At 39.1% G+C, this 18,845-nt stretch carries 19 protein-coding genes; 7 read left to right on the plus strand and 12 right to left on the minus strand.

The features are described 5' to 3' along the window. The first annotated feature begins 62 nt into the window (after window positions 1-62). The 3 genes from JOC77_RS14685 (at window position 63) to JOC77_RS14695 (ending at window position 1,438) form a co-directional block, all read left to right on the plus strand. Window positions 63-974: a TIGR01777 family oxidoreductase gene (locus JOC77_RS14685; protein WP_204544450.1), complete on the plus strand. Its 912-nt coding sequence runs from the start codon at window positions 63-65 to the stop codon at window positions 972-974. A gap of 62 nt (window positions 975-1,036) precedes the next feature. After that, a complete protein-coding gene (locus JOC77_RS14690) occupies window positions 1,037-1,147 on the plus strand; it encodes a YfhE family protein (RefSeq protein ID WP_204544451.1) in 111 nt (36 codons plus the stop codon). A 99-nt stretch (window positions 1,148-1,246) separates the two neighbouring features. Further along, window positions 1,247-1,438, plus strand: coding sequence for a YfhD family protein (locus tag JOC77_RS14695; protein ID WP_204544455.1), 192 nt, complete (start codon window positions 1,247-1,249; stop codon window positions 1,436-1,438). 347 nt (window positions 1,439-1,785) lie between these two features. On the opposite strand, the gene JOC77_RS14700 is transcribed toward JOC77_RS14695, so the two are convergent. Next, on the minus strand, window positions 1,786-3,150 hold the full coding sequence (locus JOC77_RS14700) for an aspartate kinase (RefSeq protein ID WP_204544463.1): 1,365 nt from the start codon (window positions 3,148-3,150) through the stop codon (window positions 1,786-1,788). A gap of 209 nt (window positions 3,151-3,359) precedes the next feature. Between JOC77_RS14700 and JOC77_RS14705 the strand changes: the two genes are divergently transcribed. The 3 genes from JOC77_RS14705 (at window position 3,360) to JOC77_RS14715 (ending at window position 5,897) form a co-directional block, all read left to right on the plus strand. Beyond that, window positions 3,360-3,722 carry a DUF948 domain-containing protein gene (locus JOC77_RS14705; RefSeq protein ID WP_204544465.1) on the plus strand — a complete coding sequence of 121 codons (363 nt, stop codon included), beginning with the start codon at window positions 3,360-3,362 and terminating at the stop codon, window positions 3,720-3,722. 186 nt (window positions 3,723-3,908) lie between these two features. After that, entirely contained in the window at window positions 3,909-4,469 is a 561-nt protein-coding gene (locus JOC77_RS14710) for a 3D domain-containing protein (RefSeq protein WP_204544468.1), read from the plus strand. Window positions 4,470-4,967: 498 nt separating this feature from the next. Continuing rightward, a complete protein-coding gene (locus JOC77_RS14715) occupies window positions 4,968-5,897 on the plus strand; it encodes a glycerophosphodiester phosphodiesterase family protein (RefSeq protein WP_204544470.1) in 930 nt (309 codons plus the stop codon). A gap of 47 nt (window positions 5,898-5,944) precedes the next feature. Here JOC77_RS14715 and JOC77_RS14720 read toward each other — a convergent pair whose 3' ends face one another. The 11 genes from JOC77_RS14720 to JOC77_RS14770 all read right to left on the minus strand — a co-directional run bounded on the left by JOC77_RS14720 (window position 5,945) and on the right by JOC77_RS14770 (window position 18,219). Beyond that, window positions 5,945-8,590 carry a PAS domain S-box protein gene (locus JOC77_RS14720; protein WP_204544472.1) on the minus strand — a complete coding sequence of 882 codons (2,646 nt, stop codon included), beginning with the start codon at window positions 8,588-8,590 and terminating at the stop codon, window positions 5,945-5,947. Between the two features lie 271 nt (window positions 8,591-8,861). Beyond that, window positions 8,862-10,055 (minus strand): nucleoside transporter C-terminal domain-containing protein, encoded by a 1,194-nt coding sequence (locus tag JOC77_RS14725; RefSeq protein ID WP_204544474.1) that lies wholly within the window; start codon window positions 10,053-10,055, stop codon window positions 8,862-8,864. A gap of 204 nt (window positions 10,056-10,259) precedes the next feature. Continuing rightward, complete coding sequence (locus JOC77_RS14730; protein WP_204544476.1) at window positions 10,260-11,123, minus strand: aldose epimerase family protein; 864 nt, start codon at window positions 11,121-11,123, stop codon at window positions 10,260-10,262. Window positions 11,124-11,202: 79 nt separating this feature from the next. Further along, on the minus strand, window positions 11,203-11,802 hold the full coding sequence (locus JOC77_RS14735; RefSeq protein WP_204544478.1) for a response regulator transcription factor: 600 nt from the start codon (window positions 11,800-11,802) through the stop codon (window positions 11,203-11,205). Beyond that, entirely contained in the window at window positions 11,799-12,935 is a 1,137-nt protein-coding gene (locus tag JOC77_RS14740; protein ID WP_204544480.1) for a sensor histidine kinase, read from the minus strand. The genes JOC77_RS14735 and JOC77_RS14740 overlap by 4 nt, the downstream gene beginning before the upstream one ends. Window positions 12,936-13,171: 236 nt before the next feature. Beyond that, window positions 13,172-14,215, minus strand: a complete 1,044-nt coding sequence (locus tag JOC77_RS14745) for a toxic anion resistance protein (RefSeq protein WP_204544482.1) — start codon at window positions 14,213-14,215, stop codon at window positions 13,172-13,174. Between the two features lie 23 nt (window positions 14,216-14,238). Further along, window positions 14,239-14,868, minus strand: a complete 630-nt coding sequence (locus JOC77_RS14750) for a 5-bromo-4-chloroindolyl phosphate hydrolysis family protein (RefSeq protein ID WP_204544484.1) — start codon at window positions 14,866-14,868, stop codon at window positions 14,239-14,241. Window positions 14,869-15,217: 349 nt separating this feature from the next. Continuing rightward, window positions 15,218-16,183 (minus strand): PDR/VanB family oxidoreductase, encoded by a 966-nt coding sequence (locus JOC77_RS14755; RefSeq protein ID WP_204544486.1) that lies wholly within the window; start codon window positions 16,181-16,183, stop codon window positions 15,218-15,220. Between the two features lie 14 nt (window positions 16,184-16,197). After that, window positions 16,198-16,677: a hypothetical protein gene (locus JOC77_RS14760; protein ID WP_204544488.1), complete on the minus strand. Its 480-nt coding sequence runs from the start codon at window positions 16,675-16,677 to the stop codon at window positions 16,198-16,200. Between the two features lie 2 nt (window positions 16,678-16,679). Then, the gene (locus JOC77_RS14765; RefSeq protein ID WP_204544490.1) at window positions 16,680-17,627 is read right to left on the minus strand and encodes a heme-dependent oxidative N-demethylase family protein; all 948 of its coding nucleotides are present in this window, start codon (window positions 17,625-17,627) and stop codon (window positions 16,680-16,682) included. 121 nt (window positions 17,628-17,748) lie between these two features. Beyond that, entirely contained in the window at window positions 17,749-18,219 is a 471-nt protein-coding gene (locus JOC77_RS14770) for a hypothetical protein (protein WP_204544492.1), read from the minus strand. Window positions 18,220-18,507: 288 nt separating this feature from the next. Between JOC77_RS14770 and JOC77_RS14775 the strand changes: the two genes are divergently transcribed. Then, entirely contained in the window at window positions 18,508-18,732 is a 225-nt protein-coding gene (locus tag JOC77_RS14775) for a methionine aminopeptidase (RefSeq protein WP_239558784.1), read from the plus strand. Window positions 18,733-18,845: the final 113 nt, after the last annotated feature.

An 18,845-nucleotide genomic window follows, 5' to 3' on the forward strand; every position in this document is an offset into this window, starting at 1 on the left:
GTACCATATTCTTAAAGGGTTTACTTCTTGAAAGCACGAATAAACAATCAGGAGGTTTTGATATGAACATTGTACTTGCCGGAGGGACGGGGTTCGTAGGTAAACAGCTGATCGGCTTACTGTTAAACCAAGGACATCAGCTTTATATACTTACAAGAAATCCGGAAAAATATAAAGAAGAAAAGTCGATAAAATATATTGAATGGCTGACAAGCACCAGCCATCCAGAAAACAGCCTTCAGAATATTGACGCCATCATTAACCTGGCTGGGGAATCGTTAAATGCCAGAAGATGGACTCCTAGGCAAAAAGATAAAATCATAGCCAGCCGGATTTCAACCACAAAGGAGATCAACCGCATCATCAGTCTACTAGACAGGAAACCCGAAGTTCTAATCAATGCAAGTGCAGTCGGCTTCTACGGAACTTCTCTAGATCGCACATTTGATGAAAATTCATTAGAAAGAGGCAGCGATTTTCTAGCAGAAACGGTTTATTTATGGGAATCTGAGGCGAAAAAGGCTGAATCACTTAAAGTGAGAACGGTTTTAGCCAGGTTCGGAGTTGTGTTAGGAAAGGAAGCTGGCGCCCTGCCAAGAATGCTTCTGCCTTATAAACTTTTTGCTGGCGGAAAAATCGGAAGCGGAAAACAGTGGATGTCCTGGATTCACGTTGAAGATGCTGCCCGGGCACTTCTATTTCTGGTAACTAATCGAAACTTAAGCGGGCCGGTCAATCTTACATCACCCAGTCCAGTGCAAATGAGTGAATTTGGTAAAACAATAGGCAAAACAATAAAAAGACCGCACTGGCTGCCCGTTCCAACTGCTGCCTTGAAGCTGGGATTAGGTGAAATGAGCATGCTGGTCCTTGAAGGGCAAAAGGTCATTCCCGGGAAATTGTTATCGAAAGGATTCTCTTACCGCTATCCTCAACTAACGGAAGCACTTAAAGATATCCTGATTAGGAATTAAGAAGTATGATTTCCTCAAGACAGGGAAAAATGGCTACTATCACTCGAAAGGAGATGGAATTTATGGAAAAGAAGCGAAATGACAAACAAAAAAGCCATTTAACCAGTGCCCAGGAAGTCACCTACAAAAGGGAATTTAAGAAAGCAGACCGTGCAGCGGGCTTTACTAAATAACCAGTCCTAATTACCATACATAAGGCAGGGCCTTAGGGAAAACTCTATTAGGAGGAAGACAAAAGTCTTCCAAGCCCATCATTTGGAGGAGGCATTCTAATGGCACGTTCCCGAGGTCGTAACCATAGCAGAAACAAGCAGAATTTACCGCTGACACCAAAAGAACTGAAACATGACGGTATTGATGTAGAGTTTTCTGAAAGCTTAGCCGACACAGATGATCTTGAAGCTCAGGCTCGCTCCAAAGCAGCGGACCAGAGGGCAAAAGCAAGAAATATACGAAACAAATAACGAAGAGCAGGGTGTATCCCCTGCTCTTTCAAGTTTTCTTGGTTCCCTTTTTTATAAAACAAGATAAGATTCTGAATTCTCTGCAATTTTATCCACAGGTATTTGTATAAATGTGGATATATTGAATAACCCCCTGGGGCTAAAGATTTATTTTATAATGGTTATCCACAACTCCCAGACGCTCCCCTTTGTGGATAATGTGAATAACCTGTTGATTACTTTGATTTTCTTACAATGAATCTGTGGATATGTAAGTGAATAACGCTAAGATATCAGCGCCTATTTTTACCCGTTCAACTGCAGATTCCCTATAGAAAGCGCTGGGTTCTCCCGGGTCGATAAACCCTCTAAACCGGGATAGATACAAAGAATTCTTCGTATAGTGATATTACTGCTCTTTTTTCATCCACTTCTTTTACACCAAACATCATGCTGACTTCTGATGAACCCTGGTTGATCATTTCAATATTAACACCTGACCCGGCTAGTGCCTTTGATGCACGGGCGGTCGTACCAACATTGTGCCTCATCCCTTCACCAACCACCATGATAAGGGCAAGATCTCTTTCAATCTTCACTTCATCAGCTTCCAGCTCATTAAATATTCTGCTTATAATCGCCTCTTCGATTTCTTTACCAAAACCATCCTCACGTAAAATAATAGAGATATCATCAATACCCGAAGGAGAGTGTTCATACGAAAGATTATAATCTTCCAGGATGTGGAGGAGCTTTCTCCCAAATCCGAGCTCCCGGTTCATCAAATACTTGCTCACATAAATGCTGCAGAATCCCTTTGCGCTGGCAATCCCGATGACAGGACCGTTTGTATTGGTTCGTGTATTCACAATTTTGGTACCTGGTGCAGATGGGTTGTTGGTATTCTTAATGTTAACAGGAATTCCTGCACGAAAGGCAGGTATTAATGCTTCATCATGGAGAACACTAAAACCGGCATAGGATAATTCTCTCATTTCTCGATAAGTCAGCTCTCGGATTTCTTTCGGATTTTTGACAACGAAAGGATTGGCCGAATAAACAGCATCCACATCTGTGAAGTTTTCATATAATTCCGCTTTTATTGCATTAGCAAGAATGGAGCCGGTAATATCCGAACCACTTCTTGAGAAAGTAAGGATCTGACCGTCTTTACTGTATCCAAAAAAACCAGGAAAAACGAGAATTCCGGATCGCTCTTTTAGAGAAGAAAGATTTTCGTAAGATTCAGGGAGAACCTGAGCATTTCCTGGCTGGTCAGTTACGAATAAGCCGGCTTCAAAGGGGTTAATATAGCAGGCTTCCTTTCCCTGCTCCTTAAAATATGCAGCTAAAAGCCTGGCATTATTGTCTTCTCCGCTTGCTTTTACTTCATCTATATATCTCTCTTCATTCTTGAAATCTTTCTGCAGTTTGGTTTTAATATCTGCTTTAATTTCACTGACTATATCCGTCCGGATCCCCACTTCCTCAGCAATAGAGGAATATCTATTAACGACTTGTTCAAGCAGTCCTTCGTTAATCTCACGGTACTTGAGAAAATACTCTGCATTTTCAATCAGTAAGTCCGTTACTTTTTTATCTGATTGGCTTCGTTTGCCGGGAGCAGATACAACCACTATTTTCCTTGCTGTGTCAGATAGTATAATCTGTAAAACCTTTTTAAACTGTTCTCCTGATGCTAATGAACTCCCGCCGAACTTTACAACTTTCATTTTTACAACTCCCGCCTCAAATATTCTGACAAATTAAACTTAATTATAATCCTTTTAAGGGAAGAATCAAGAGTGAATCCGTTACAAGAAGGCAAATGTTTATTTCAAAAGGACAAAGCACGTAATATGCCAGTAATTAGGTGTTATTTCTTTTTCAAACAGGGTAAAGATAAAGACATAGAGAAAATTAAAAGTACAGGAGGAGAAAAATGGTTATTGTCTATATAAGCCTGGCTGTTATATTGCTATCTCTCGTATTTCTTGGGGTATATGCATTTAAAACTTTTAAATCCGTTAAACCGGCTATCAATTCTCTCTCAGAGACAGCTGCACGGCTTCAGCAGAAAACAGATACCATTAAGGTAGAATCTACTCAATTAACAGAAAACCAGCAGCAAATTATGACAGACATCCAAGTGAAAAAGGAAGCTGTTACATTAACGATCGAGAATGCAAAACAAACACCAAAACCAATTATTCAGCTCTGGAAAAAGTTCAAACCAGCTGCTGAATCAAAGAACAAACAAAACAGTAAGACAAAAAAGCTGCTAGCAAGCTACGGGCGGGGATAATTTCCCCGTTTTTTTTTGCTTATAATGAGAAGTAAATTGTCTAATTATAGGAAAAGATGGCATTATTACGGTAAACCCCCTGAGTTGTCTCTTTTTTGTAACAAAAATAGCAACCCTCTGAAACACTCCTGTTACACAAGATTGGTATTCTATTCCTACGAAACAAATAAAAGGAGAATACAAGTTTTGAAAAAAATATCTATCTATGTAAGTATGATTATGATGTTGACATTTGGAGTCTCTGGAGTTGCTTCGGCTGGATCGAATACATATCAAGTTAAACAAGGAGATACCCTTTGGGGAATCTCAAAAAAATACCATATATCAGTAGGACAGATAAAGAGCTGGAATAAGCTTTCTTCTGACCGAATTAAACCAAAACAAATCTTAAAACTATCTGCTGCTAAAACGGCTGTTAAAAAAGCACAGTCTGCACCTAAGGTAAAGGCAGCTTCATACAAAGAAATCACGGTTACAGCAACAGCTTATACAGCAAGCTGCAGAGGCTGCAGCGGAATCACTGCTACAGGCCTTAACTTAAAAAAGAATCCAAATGCTAAAGCAATCTCTGTAGATCCGCGCATTATCCCATTAGGATCTAAAGTATATGTACCTGGCTACGGATATGCAGTAGCGGCTGACAAAGGAAGTGCAGTTAAAGGGAATAAGATTGATGTCTTTATTTCCAGTAAATCAAAAGCCATTCAGTGGGGCAGAAAAACCGTTAAAATTAAAGTAATGAAATAATATAGATAATAGTCGAGTATACAGCCTGCTGAAAAGCAGGCTTTTTTATTTTGGGTTACTAGAAACCTATCATTTTATTTATTATTTCCCAGTTTGATCGATATTGACTGGCTTTTTGGATTTAGGATTACTTTCTGGACTTCATATGCTTAGGTTTTTCAGTTTTATGCTTTTGTTTTTTAGTTTTATGCTTAAGTTTTTTGATCTTATGATTATGTTTTTGAATTTTATGAATTTGTTTTTCGGTTTTATGATTATGTTTCGGGTTCTTTGCTTATGTATTCAAATTAATGATTATCTCATGGGTTCTACGCCTATCTTTTCGAGTTAATGACTATCTCCTAGATTCCACCCTTATCTCTAAGGATAATGCCTGCTCTCCTAAGTTTTGTGCTAGTATCTTTTTCTCTGCTTTACCTTTTTCAAAAACAGGATATCCCATATAACAGTTTCATTGTAATATAGAATAAAACTCTTTTAAGAAAGGATTACTCCTCCATGGCTCAAGTTCCAATAAATAGATCAGCAAAAAGACGGAAAATCAGTCTCCTCCTTTACTTGATTCCACTAACAATGCTGATAGTCGTCCTCCTGTTTAATTTTTATCCTGTTAAGAAGATTCCTCAGAAGCCTTTTTTTGAAAATAGCAGGCCTCTTGTTATTGCACACCAGGGCGGCGAATTGTTAGCTCCTTCCAATACGATGGCAGCCTTTGATAATGCTGCAAATTTGGGAGTAGATGTACTTGAAACAGACCTTCATATTACGAAAGACGGCCATTTGGTCGCTATACATGATGCTAGTGTAGATCGAACGACGAATGGAAAGGGACTCGTTGCTGATTTAACTTTGAAAGAAATTCAATCCCTCGATGCGGGTTATTACTTTAAAGATTTGAACGGAAATTACAGTTTTCGAGGCAAGGGAGTATATATCCCAACTGCAGAAGAAATCTTTAAGAAGTTTGGGCATATGCGGATTGAGATGGAGATAAAAGATGATAATCCAGACGAAAGATTAGATGAAATGAATGAAAAATTATGGGTATTAATTAAAAAATATCATATGGAGGATAAGATTCTGGTGGCATCATTTGATCAGAATATAATCTCGAGCTTTACAAACTATTCGAAGGGTAAAACGGCCATAGCGGCGGGCAGCCAGGAGGTTAGAAAATTCGTCATATTCCATAAGTTTTTCCTGCCTAATCTGTACAGTCCCCGGGCGGATGTCCACCAGATTCCAACGGCTCAGAGCGGCTTTGATCTTACGGAAGAAAAGGTAATGGACGGTGCCAAGCGTAGAGGACAAAACATACATTATTGGACAATTGACGACAAGGCGACGATGAAAAAACTGCTTTCTTCCGGTGCAGATGGTATTTTAACCAATAGACCCGACCTGCTTTTGCAGCTAGTAAAGGAATAAAATATATTAGCCCTATCATTATGAGATAGGGCTTTGTTGATTAGATGCTAATTGACCTTTTTAAACAAAAACAAGGTTTGATCGTCATATATTTGGTCCTTTTGCTTACGTCTTATTTCGTTATAAAGGGATTGAATAATTTCTTGTGCAGATTTCGATTTATCCACCTGTGACAACAATTCTTTCAGATTATCATTTGAATCTACACCGCTGTTCAGCCGCTCTTCTGTAATTCCATCCGTATATAGTAAGACCATGTCTTTACCATGTAACTGATATTCTTCCGTTAAATAAACGGTATCTTTTGATAACCCCAGAACTGCTCCCCTGGCATTTATATCGAACATCTCGTTTTCTTCATGCTTGTATATGATTCCAGGTTCATGACCGGCGGAAGCATACTGGAACCTGGAAGTCATCACATCGTAAGTACCCATGAACATGGTAACAAACATGGACGGATCCAGATATTTGGCACAATACTGATTCAATTCGTCTAAGATTTCATGAGGAAGAGTATGTTCTTCACTTTTATCCATCGCATATTTAATCATTGACATTAAAATCGCAGCTGCCATTCCTTTTCCTGAAATATCAGCAATTGCAAACCTGATTTGTTCACCATTGCTTACAACATTATAAAAGTCTCCATTTAATTTGCGGATTGGGATGGAAACGACTCCTAAGTCGGTCTGATGCGGCAGGACTAATTTTGAAACATCCGTCAGCAGTGATTTTTGTACATGGGATGCCAGTCTGAATTCAAGCTCAATTTGTTCATGCTCTTTTTTTAACTGTTCGATTCTTAGCTTGTCTGTTATATCAGAAAATGTAATAACCGTACCCGTAATGATACCCTGTTCGTACATAGGGCTGATGGAATACTGAATGGGCATCTCTCTGCCGTTTTTTAGATACAATGTATCCTTTTCCACAACTCTGGAGATTCCATCCTTCAAAGTTTGATTTGCCGGGCAGGTTTGTTCCACTGTTCTATCTGCCATCAGACTCTCTGCCATCCGACCAGCTGCTTCCTGGGGGTTCAGCCCAAGAATCTTCCCTCCTGCTTCGTTTATAAAAAGAATATTCCCTGATTGATCGAGTCCTGCTATACCTTCTGTTACGGAATTAAGAATCAGCCTATTTTGATTGCTCAGACTTTCCACCTGGTTCATATACCGTTTCCTGTCCGTAATGTCTGTCCCGATGCCATATACCCCTGTTACCTTCTGATTTACAATGATTGGGATATTAATAATATTGGCTTCAATTAATCTACCATCATTTCTAATGATGGAGATGTCATAGTTCTGGGCGATTCCTTCCATTGCCTGTTCAAAATGCCAATGTGTATATTCTAGATCATCCGGATGTATGAGTGCAGAATAATTCATTTCAAGCAGTTCTTCCTGGTTATATCCTGAGAGTAATTCGAGCGCTCTATTTGCCGATGTAAAATTGCCCTCATTATTAAATGAGTAGACGGCAGACGGGTTATATTCAAATAATGAGCGGTAGCGCTGTTCGCTCTCCTTCAGCTGTTCCCTCGCCCAAACCCTTTCTGATATATCAAAGGCAATCCCATAAACACCTACAATATTTCCATCCACAATAATCGGCAGATTCGAAACCTGCACGGGCCGATGCTCCCCATTTTTTTCCACGAGTGTGGTCTCATAATGCTGAGGCACTCCCTTTTTTGCCTTCTCAAAATGAGCAGCCGTTCGTCCTAAGTCTTTCGGCGCCACAAATGGAACAAATGACATAGAATTAATTTCTTCCTGGGAATACCCGGTTAATTTATTGAAGTTATCATTGTGGCTGATAAAGTCTCCATTAATGTCAAATGAAAAAACCGCAGCCGGGTTATAATCGAATAAGGATTTATACCACTGTTCATTTATTTTGTATTTTTCTTCAATTAGTTTTCTGTCGGTAATATCACGGGAAACTGTAATACATTCTTTGATTTCCCCTGTTTCTTCGTCCACAATAAAATTCCCTGTGGTTTCCAGCCAAATGTACTGGCCCTCTTTACGTTTAGCTCTATGAGTCAGTTTGTATTCCTGATTACGGCCCATGTCATGCTTATGCTGCTGAAATATAGAGGCAATATCTTCCGGGTGAAAGTGCTCATAGCGGGAATGGCCGATTAGTTCTTCAGGTTCGTAACCTAATAAATGTTTTGAGGCAGGTGACACATATATGAATTTTTCTTCATCTGTCGTATGAAGTGCTATCATATCCAGAGAATTCTCAGATAAAAGCCGAAATCTTTTTTCACTATCATACATTCTTTTTTCTATTTCTTTTTTCTCTGAAATATCTTTAGCAATCCCATAAAAGCCTATTGTCTCATTTCCTTCCATAATTGGTACATATATGACTAATGCAATCAGCATATATCCCCTTTTATGATGAAAGTACACTTCGTACTCTTCTTTTACATTCGAACATACCTTTTGCAGAATTTCCATTCGGTTTGTCAATTGTTCTTCTACGATAATTTCACTAGGATGAAGTGCAATAAATTCTGGGACAGTGTAACCTGTCAGGTCTTTTATGGCTAAATTTGCATCAATATAATTGCCCTCTAAATCAAGAACATAAATGGCATCTGGGTGATTATTAAAAAGAGAAAGATGAGGTCCTTTACCTAACCACTCTGAAAGGTTCTCCTGTTTAGTCTTCACTTGAGCTTCAACTCCTTTTCCCTTAAAGGTATTTCCGTAAAGCAATCTAAACTTTGTGCCTGACAAGAAGTATATAACCCTTTTGACGGCGGATTAGTAATCGAGCTAAGAAGGAATATAAACAGCTGAGAATCTATTGAAAGCGGTTAAAAAACCTTTTGAAAGCTTGTAAAAACTTACACTGATTATACCATTAGATATCAGGTAAAAGTTTACATTCAAAAAATATAAGACCGGCTCCTCACTTTCGGAGCCGGTCTTATGGCGTATCCTACCACACGAATAATCCCACTATCATTGCACTTAGCAGTGATACACCGATACCACTAACTAAAAGCTTCCATACATTTTTTCCGATAATGCCAGATTTCTCTTCACTTAATATGGAATTGTACGTTCCATAAATCATACCCACTGTACTAAAGTTAGCGAAGGAAGTTAAGAACGTAACAGCTACAGCTATTGTATGCTCGTCGAGGTCCTGAATGCGATCCTTCAGATCCAGCATAGCTACAAATTCATTTGTAGTTAACTTGATCCCCATTAACTGGGCTACATATAATGCATCACTGCCGGATAATCCAAGCAGATAAGCAAACGGGCTGAAGATTATAGAGAAAATCTTTTGGATGGTTAAACCATTTATAAAGAATCCCAATATACCATTGAGCGCTGCTGTCAGGGCCACATATCCGATCACCATGGCCGCTATAACAATAACCATGTTGATTCCAACCAGCATACTATTGGAAATGGTTGAAAAAAAGTCTTTTCTTTCCTCTTTCGGCGGTACATAAACAATATCTTCTTCTTTACTCACATCACCGGGATTTAGGATGCTTGCTAGTAATAGTGCATTTAAACAATTTAATGGAATAGCTGCAAATACATACTGGGCCGGAACCATGGATAGATAGGCACCAATGATGGATCCGCTGATACTGCTCATACTCATAATTCCGAAAGTGAGCAGCCGATGTTCTTTTAATACAGATAACTGCTGACGGATGACGGCCAGAGCTTCGGTATTTCCAAGAAACATCATCTGAATGGAGAAAAAGCTCTCAAGTTTTGGCAGTCCGGATATCTTTGATATCACCCATCCTACTTTATCAATAAGCCAGGTTAATATTCCAAAATACGATAATATATCAAAGAATGTGATGATGAAAATAATAGGCATTAATGCGCTGAAAAAGAAGTCAATATTTTCATTAGCCATTGCAGAAGGAAAAACGAATGATATCCCTTGTGAAGCACAAGAAATAAGCCATGTGAAAAATGCTGCAATCTGGTTAATAACCCAGCTTCCTATTCGGGTTCCCAGCATAAACCAGGTAATGAGTGCTTCAACCGCCAATAATACAATAATGGATTTCCATTTTACTTTTTTCTTATTAGGTGAACAGAGGAATACTAGACAAACGACCACAAATACACCTAACAAATTTAATAGAAAGAACATGTTATCAACTCCTGAATTTTATTCTTTCCTACAAAAAAAACTCTTATTCCCATACCTGCACATTGGACAGAGAGATGAGAAAAGAGCTTAATAAATAGACTTGAAATGACCGTTAAACAGATTAAGGAATCTACCGATAATCGGACTCCTAAATCAGCAAGCTGTATCGCTGTAACGTAGAAATGGCAGAGACAAAAAGTAAAATCAGCGAACTGAAACTTTTAAAAATGTTTTTAGAGATTCATGGGAACCTACTTCTACTAATTCTTGTTTGCGGTGCAATTCTCCGGTTCTTGCCATCCAGGGCTCAACACATACGAAATCCTGGTCAGCTTCCGACCATAAATATATGTATTTAAATTCGGGTCCATATTGCATCGTTACATATTTATGCGCTTCTGGCAGCTCGAAACTTATTTCACGGTTGTTAGAATCGATTAAAGCTAAGGATTCCTTTTTATCTGACAGGTCTATTGATTCTGTAATAGAATGCATTTTCAAATCATTGTAGTCAAAATAGTGCTGTGCATCGGTAGTATAATGTAAATCTTTCTGCTTTGTCCAGAAATAAGGATGAAACCCTGCGTAGATAGGCATGCTGGTGTCCGATTGGTTCTGATATTCCTGTGTGATGGTTAGTGTATGACCCTTTAAGGTGTAAGTGAACACCACTTCAAAGTCAAATGGAAATGACTTCTTCATTTCTTCACTACTGCTGAGTTTTAAACAAATGGATGCTTCATTCTCTGTATTTGTTTGAACCACTTCCCACGGATAATTTCGGGCAACACCATGATTATTCATATGATAAGTTTTCCCGTTCCACTCATACTGGCCGCTGTTTAACTGACCAGAAATCGGGAAAAGAATGGGAATTCCTCCTCTTACGTTTACATCGGGATTATGAAAGGTATCTTTGTTAAGGAATAATAATTCTTCACCTTCCACCCCAAACCCAATAATAAGTCCTCCTCTTTCAGGGGCTACCTTCAGCCAAGAATTACAATTAGAATCTGTTAATTTATAAATTTGATATTCTCCATCTTGATATTGTTCAATATGATACATGGTCCGCACCATCCTCCTTTTGAATTTCTTTGATCCTTACGTGTCTTTCATTTGAAAAAAGAAGCCTGCTGGCTTCGTCTTATTTAAACCAGCCTTTTTCTTTGGATTGAGTAATCGCTTCAATCCTGTTTTTTACTTCAAGCTTATCCAGTATGGTAGAGATATAGTTACGGACCGTACCGGTTTTTATCCTAAGCTCATCTGCTATTTCCTTTGTGTTTTTTCCATCTGCTACTAATTCAAGGACTGCCTTTTCCCGGTCAGTCAAAGGGTTTTCTTCCCCATAAACATCATCCATTAGTTCGGGAGCATAAATCCGTTTGCCCGCCGTAATCGAACGAATGGAGCTTGCAAGTTCTTCACTGGGGCTGTCCTTTAAAAGATACCCGCTCACACCCGCTTTAAGTGCACGCTGAAAATAGCCTGATCTTGCAAAAGTTGTCAGGATGATCACTTTGCAGCCAGCCTCTTTAAGATCTTCAGCTGCTTCTAACCCTGTTTTTCCTGGCATTTCAATATCCATAATACATACATCCGGCTTTAATGTCTTTACAAGAGAAACGGCTTCTACTCCATTACCCGCCTTTCCCACTACTTTCATATCATCTTCCAAATTCAGCAGTGAACCTAAAGCACCCAAAAGCATTTGCTGATCTTCGGCAATAACTATGGTAATCATGAAAGCTCCTCCCTATCTGTTTGCTTTGAGTCATTCGGTACTTTTATGATTAGCGTCGTTCCTTCGTTCGTCTTAATGGTAAGACTGCCATTAACAAATTCCAGCCTTTCTTTCATCCCGATCAAGCCGTACCCTTTGGGCAGATTATCTTCTGTGTCCTTAAATTCTCCGTTGTCTCTTACCGTTATCACAATTTCATCCCAGGCTTGTTCAATCGAAATGAAGCAGGACGTAGCACCGCTGTGTTTTACTACATTATTGACTGCTTCTTTCAAACACATGCTGAGGATATTTTCTGTCAGAAGCGACGTTTTTGTCAAAGGGCGTTCCTGCTTAAGCACGAAGTCAATTTCTGCTGCTTTGAGTATTTGCTGAATACGGACGATCTCCTCTTTTAATCTGATACCCCTCATAGAAGATACCATCTTTCGAACCTCATTTAATGCCGTTCTTGCGGTCTGCTGTACATCTTTCAATTCAGTCCGGGCCTGTTCAGGATCTTTATTTAATAATTTTCTCGCTAAATCACTTTTTAATCCTATGAGAGACAGCTTCTGCCCCAGAGTATCATGAAGATCACGGGCAATTCTTTCACGTTCCTCCAATTTAGAGAGCTCTGAAATACGTTTGTTAGCATCCTCCAGCTTTACCTCCAGCTGTCCACGCTCTTTGCGGTTATAGATACTGAATGGCATCAGGATTACACTAATCCAAGCCACTATAACGAACGGGAGCTGTTTTAAAAAAAGCTCATCTCGGAGAACAATACTGTAATTTATTGAAACAGAGGTACTGATCAAATGAATAAAATAAAGAGTAAAAAAGGCGATGCGTTCTTTTATATTGCCAATAAAATACGCAAGAAAAAAAGCAAAATAGACATAACTGAAAAGACTTGTCGAGGTAATGGAAATAGCGATGAGTATCAGGGTCCACAAATAAACCGGCCAGCCTTTAGATATGAAAGCAATGCGGTATAAAATAAAAAAGATAACAGTCAGTAAAATCCCGACAACAATTTTAATAGTGGAGGCCGATTGAAAAATAAAATAGAAAGGCAGTATGCAAAGAACAGTCCATATATAAGGAGATATCCCTGTAGCTTTTTGAAATGTTATATATTTTCTAAACATAAATTCAACCTCGTTTTCAAATAGACTTCAGTTAAGGGAAACTTAGCAAACCCCTCTCTATTAATAATAGCATGTTATCCAGCAGCCGTGTGCCTGCTGAATTTATGCAGCAGGATCCCTTAGATTCTTGGCAGGTCACTATGCTATTAAGAGGCCTTCGGTGAAGGGAAAAGAAAAACACGTCCAGTGAACGTGTTTCTTGGGTTAAAATTTTTATTCTCCAGCCATGCAAGAGCTCACATAAAGGAATGCTTTTCATTCAGTCCTTTATCCAGAGAAGCCAGCTCCATTTCAGCCTTGTTAAGTCTGGTTCTCTCATCCTCCTGAACGAGCAGAGTTTCTTTAAGCTGGAATAATAAGTTTTCGTGAATATTTTTTAAGGAATGAACACTAAGAGAGCCATCTTTAAGAGTATTTACCGCCCTTTTTTGTGCCTCTGATGAATAAAGCTGCCTTAACAGAGATACCGTTGTGGAAATCTGGTTCTTCCATAGGGGAATAATAGTCATGATGGAGGACTGAATTTTCTCCGCCAGCACTTGATTTGAATGCTGAATCATCCGGATTTGGGCGGCGCTCTGAATCGTAAGTTCCCGGCTGATTTTCAAGTCATAGAGGCGCTTATCCAGCAGTTCAGCAAATTGGACCAGACCGCTGGCTTCTTGTTTCTTCATGGGGTCGTCCGTATTTTCCGCTGAAGAGTGAAGACTCGGCATCGTTCGACCAATAAGCTCATTCAGTTTTGTCTCGCCGGCTGTAATATATACATTAAGTTTGTTAAAATACTCCTCGTTACTCTCATAGAGCTTTTCAAGAGCTTTAAATTCGGTAAGAAGAACCTCTTTGCCGCGATCTAACTTAATACTCAGTCTATCTATGGCAGCACTAGCTTTTTGAAATCTAGATAAAACTTCCTCAATGGAGGGGGATTTCCTGCCCAGCAGGCGGGCAAAAAAGGACGGCTGCACAAGCTTCAGTTCTTTCGGATCTACCTCACTCAGCTTATTCATCAGTTCAGCTATAATATCCCCGATCTCACCAATATCCTTTTTCTGTACATTTCTTAGCATCGCATTAGAAATTGTCACTAGTTCTGACTGAACAGAAAGCCCAAATGAGAGGACACTCTGATGATTTCCTATTTTAATTTGTTCTTCAAGCATACCGGTATCTGCTTGTTGAGTTATTTCATTTTGTGTTTGATTCTCCTCATGAGGGAAAGCTCTTCTCTCCGGGAAGAGCCCATTAGTATCTAACAGGGATTTATTTTTGCCGTTCAAGTAATCACCTGCTTTCTCCCATATCAAGGTGTATCATGTGCTGTCTTTATTGTATGCTTGGCCACATCTAACTCGAATTGAAGCTGGTTAACATCCTCAGAAAGAATTTGGTATAAATCTTTTTCAATAGAATGACTTAACTCATCAATTGTCCGCCGGGTTTCCAAAAGAGAATGCTCGATTTCAGCATTCTTTATGGGCTGGGCGGATAGAAAGTTATATCTTTCTGTCAATTCAACGGCAGAATCCAAATGCGAAAAATAGAATTCATTGGCCAGGTAAAATCGTTTTGGTTCCTTTTTTGTCAGGCTATATATTTTCCTGGTGATTCGAATAAGATCTATTCTCTGTCTTATAGAAGGAATATGCCGAATCATTACGAGCGCTTTATTCAAGCGGAAGATTTTTCGTTTAGCTTCATCAAGGTTTTTTTCAATATACTGATATTCTTTCCTTGTAAGTCCGTGTTTTCTTAAGTAACGGATTTTAAACACAGCAGCGCTTAAGAAAAAGGCGGAAACTCCCAATATAAGAGAAATGGCAATGGACAAAAGAAAGGTTTGTTCAAAGGCAAAAAAACTGATTAACAACCCAGCGGCCGCAGTCGGTAAGGCAAGGAACATTGCAGCAAATACAGTTAAAATCCGGTTCATGTAATCGACTCCTGTCATAAACTCTTTTCATATGAATACGTGTCAATGCGGCAAGAGTTTCAATTCATATCATAAAAAAATAAGGGAAATCCTGTATATCTTTAAAGATACACGATTTCAGCCAACTTTTCTATAGACCCATAAATGTAAAATATGCTAAGACTTGAGGCTTATTTACCGACTGAAGACCAACTTCACACACAGGCGTGCATTTGTAATAAAGCCGCATATATCTAAAAAAATGACACTTACGTTCCCTCTATTTTCGAGATGCTGGCATTCGTTTCTTCTACAACTAGAAAAGACACTTATTCATGTATTGCTAACAGAGGTTCTTTGATGCCCTTTTTCATCCATATTCTAGCAAAAGCTTTTCCGATTTAGCTCTTGATACACAGGATAAGATAACAGAATTGGAATTTCTCTGTTCATCGCTTAAAAATTCGTCGTAATGATCTATTTCGCCTTTTAACACCTTTAGCTCACAGGTTCCGCATCGTCCCGCCCTGCATGAATAAGGTACTTTCATTCCTTTTTCAAGAAGCGCTTCCAGAAGGGTTTGTTCTTTAGATACAGGAATGGTTTCCCCATTCAGCAGCTCAATAAGAAAGGGAGCGGCAGATTTAGAAGATCTTGCAGTAAACCGCTCATAATGTACACTTGAGTATGGATACCCAAGCGCAATGGCTGCATCCTTAAAGGACGAAATAAACGATTCAGGACCGCAAAAGTAAACGTGTGTCCCTATAGGATGATGTTGCAGTGACTCATAGGTGAGCTTTTTCGGAGCTTTTTCGCAAGAAAAGTAAAAATGGCACTGCCTCGGAAATTTGGATCTTAAAAGGTGATAAAATGCACAGAATTCCCTTGATTTGGCGGCATAATGAAGTTCAAACGACGCTCCTCTTTCACATAGCTCAGCCATCATAGACAAAAAGGGCGTAATTCCGATCCCAGCAGCATAGAACACATGATGCTTTGCCCTGTAGCTTAACTGAAAATAATTCTTTGGATAACTGATACGAAGCTTATCTCCGATTTTCATGTGCCTGTGCCAGTAACTAGAACTCCCTCTGGATGTTTCGCTTAAATGAATAGAAATCTCATAGCTTTCATTATTGTCTCCATAACTTGTTAAGGAATATGCTCTCTCAAGCAAGCCTTCACTGCCTTCTATATAAGCAGTTATATGGGAACCGCCGCTAAAACCCGGAAGAATATATCCATTCTCCGCTGTCAGTGTAAAACGTTTAACAAACGGAGTCTCTATCTGAATAGTCTTAACCACTACAGGAATCGTATTTTCTTTATACATTCCGCTCCCCTTTCTTAAATAATGGCAGGATATCCGAGATATGCATTTCGTAAAGGAGAGTAATGGCTTGAAACTGTCAGCAGCAAACCACAGCAGCTGCATAGTTGTTCAGCGTGTTTATTTGCCGCTGCGGCCAATTCAGTAATGCTGTGGCAGCGACAGCAAAATAAATGAATTTCTTTGTCACCATATCCTATGAGCTGAACTTCTTCTTCTGAAAACCCGGCTGCTTCTGCAAGGCACATTATTTGATATAGATACTTCCGGCTCACAGCTATGTACAGGTAACATCCCATTTTCTGAGAAGATAACCAAGCCGGTAAGGCACTCTCTTGGTGTGAAAAGTGAAAGATCTCAAAGGGAATATCTTTTGCCCTGATGTCTGCCATGATTTTTTCCAAGAGAGACATCCCTATTTCATCGAAACAGAACAAATATTTCCGTTTGCCGGGAATGAAGGCAGCCATTGGTGTATCCCCTGATTCCTGTTTCACGCTCAGTCTCCTCTTTTCATTTTGTCTTTCAAATATTGTAAAACCTGGTCCTTATACATGGAGAGCCCTTTATACTCTGCAATATATTCTGGAAGTTCAGAAAGAATAGAATAAAATTGCTCGAGCCATTTTCTATTTTGGCAGAATTCATCTAAAGAAAGCAGATACGTATGTATGGTAAAAAGAATTCCGTTGGTCCGCGGCATCCGCAATATTTTCTGTACTTCTACACGAAGATAGACAAATTCACCAGCATTTTCACGGGTTACCTTTTTCCTGTCCTTTCCCCACTGATCATAAGTTTCAAGAGACGTGTCCATTCTGTTTCCTGCCATCAAGGACCAATTTTTTCTTTGCCAGGGGTTTCCCGCTTCAACTCTCAATAGGAAACCTAGAATTCTATCATCCAGTTTCTCTTCCTTAAAACCTGGTATAGGATTATGGATTTCCTTAAATTTCATTCCTAGGTTAAAGGCAAGCGACCAATTGGCTGGAAAGCAAAGCTGCCCTGCATCTAAATATAAATCTCCATCGCGCTGCATCATTAAAATTAAATCTTCCTGCACATGCCTTCCGATAAAATCCAATGGTTCATGTGGAAGAGTCGAATCATCCCCTATAATGAAACTATGATTCTCATTTAATAAAGTGTTGCAAAAAACCCAGTTCTTTCCCTTTTTGTCTAAGGAAAACTTATCAGGATAGCTGTCTGCAAGCTGCTGGGCAACTATCTCAAGAACCTCCCATTGAGCTTTTTTAGCATAAGGCAGGGATTGAAAGCACCGAGCCGGGGAACTCCCTAAAAGCTTCCGTTTGAGATTGATTTCCTCAAGGTAATTCGGTGTTATTTCAACACTGCTGGGCTTATCCATTAGGACTGAGTTATTCGAATAGCGGTATACATCATCGTGAAACGGATATGGAAAGAGGTCTAACTCATTCAGTTTCATAGCTACCACCTTATTTTTTAAATATTCTATAAACTTATTGTAATAAAAAACGGCTGTTATTTAAAGACAGTCTTTCCAGGCAAAAAGAAAAAGCATAGCCTGTTGGATATGCTTTCACAGCTTAAGGGATATATTGTTCTGTAATCTTAATGATCGTTCCGTTTTTCAATTCAATATGGAAAGGGATATCGCGGAATCGCGGCTTTTTCATTTCTTTTTTAAAGGTAGAAAGAGATATTTTTTGCTTCTTAATATCATAGGTTTTCTCTATTTGGTAAGTTACCATTGTGATCACTGCGTTTTTTGCAACCGGAAGAGTACGGATTTTTGGGTTTACGTTTCGGATGTAGTAATCATCCATTGCATAGCATTTGCCCCTGTCCCAGTAGCAGGCTTTATCCTTGTAAGCTTCCTTATTGGCACGTTCTCCTCTGAACCATTGAATGTAATCGGCTTTCACATAAACTCCCTTGCTGTTTGTTCCTGCAAAATTAAAGTATGTGGTTTGTTTTTCAGTTGATGATGCAGCCGTCGAGACAGTTGGCATCATTAAACTAGTTATCACAATGATCACAGTTAGCCATTTTTTCAAAATCGATCCTCCTATTATCAAGCTCTTAATATCATATGAGACTGGCAAAATCATTCATTCCTGTATTTTCTAATTACCCTATTTATTTCAAAATATTCTCTTTACTATAAAGACGAGTTAGAAGAAATTAAGTTTCATGTTTTGATAGCAGCCTTTTAAATATTTTTAAGATAAAATGCTTGCCTCGTCTCCATTCAAGCCGTGATGATTCTTGTATTTTCGACATAAAATATATCAAACGAATGATAAAATAACACCTTTTTTCACATAATAAGGAAAAAAGCAGAGGTGAGTACAGTGGGATTGTTAAGTAAATTCTCTGAATGGAACAATGCAAGACATGAGAAGTTTTTATCTGAAATGCAGGCCTCAGGCTCCTGCCCTGACTGCCGGGGACGTGGTTTTAATTCCTATTCTCCAAATGAGTTTTATTATTCTAACGTGTATGACTGCTCAGGGTGCAATGGCAGCGGATTATATTCTGACTGGGCTGAATCCCAGGGAGAAATGTAGCAAAGGCGCTCTTTTTTGAGCCTCTCCTTTATTAGGAGGGGCTTTTAAAAATGCTTTTCTTTTGCCAGAACCCTGGATTTTATCAGAAAATAGACACAGGCAGGAAAATGAAT

It is taken from the genome of Peribacillus deserti, assembly GCF_016909175.1.
Classification (GTDB): domain Bacteria; phylum Bacillota; class Bacilli; order Bacillales; family DSM-1321; genus Paraperibacillus; species Paraperibacillus deserti.